The following is a 1,080-nucleotide window of genomic DNA, read 5'->3' as shown; positions in this document are numbered from 1 at the left end:
GCAAGTTGTTGAAGGGTATCGGAAGATAAATGTCGTTGTAGTTCTTCAGCAAACAAATGAAATTCATCTTGAATCGAAAGATTCATAAAAAAAACGCCATCCTTTCTGTATATTTCTACAAAAAGAATAACGTTTTCTGTGAATTATGGATATAGGTTTATCTTAGGTTGATAGTGATGTATAGTGCCCCCTATTACTTTACATCTAAATTTAGCACAAAGATTTATCCTCTAACCCCCAGCTAAACCAACGTGCATGACCGTCCGTTTCTCCGACCGTTTCATTGTATTCTTTACCATTAATAAAATAATCAAGGTGAAGATCTCTATCCCACATGTTATTGTAAAGATGGAAAACATCTCGTTTCGCACCAATTTCTTTAATCTGCTCTACTAGTTTATGCTTTATATTCTCTGGAATTTGATTCGCTACATGTGTATGGAAAACACAAATCATTGAATCCTCTGGAATTTGTTCTGCAATTTCAGAAAGAAGAGATACCCCATCTCCTTCTATAAGCTTCACTGATTGTTCTTTTAAATAAGTTGCTGCATGATCGAACATTTCAAGCCTTTCTTTATGCTCTGGCCAAATGAGCGAGCGTAACCATAAATAATCTTCCTCATCCTTCAAATCATTTATATGTAAATCCAGTCCAATTCTTTCTGTGACAGGAGGGCTTTGTTGTAAAAGAAATGGTTGATTTTCACCTTTTATTTCCGATTTTAATTGAACCTTAGAATTTATGTTACCATACACTTTCTCAGTCCCATACGAATAACAATATTGATCCCAAAATAATTGTAAACCAGCGCTTGTTCCGATTTCAATTAATGCTAAAGGTTTATTAACTTTATTAAACATATAGCAAAAACTCGGATATAAATATGTACATCTTCTTACTTCGTTTGTCTGTACTAACTTCGTTTTTAAAATAGCGCTAATCTCTTCTCTATGAAGCTGGCAAAAACCTTTAAAATGGTGAAAAGCCTGGTCTAAATTTTTTTCTGGAGTTGAAACGAGGCTACCGTAGTATTGTTTTAATACATGGCTGTTGCCTTTCAATAATAAATAGTGAAC

Annotated in this window: 1 protein-coding gene; it reads right to left on the bottom strand. The window is 33.8% G+C overall.

The features are described from left to right. Positions 1-210: 210 nt before the first annotated feature. Positions 211-1,080 (bottom strand): DUF2332 domain-containing protein (locus ACS2MN_RS30930; protein ID WP_438894974.1); only part of this gene is annotated, 870 nt, incomplete at its 5' end.

It is taken from the genome of Bacillus cereus group sp. BceL062, from assembly GCF_051780025.1.
GTDB lineage: Bacteria > Bacillota > Bacilli > Bacillales > Bacillaceae_G > Bacillus_A > Bacillus_A toyonensis.
Note: the sequence above shows the minus strand (reverse complement) of the source record. Positions and strands in the feature narration are given on the sequence as shown.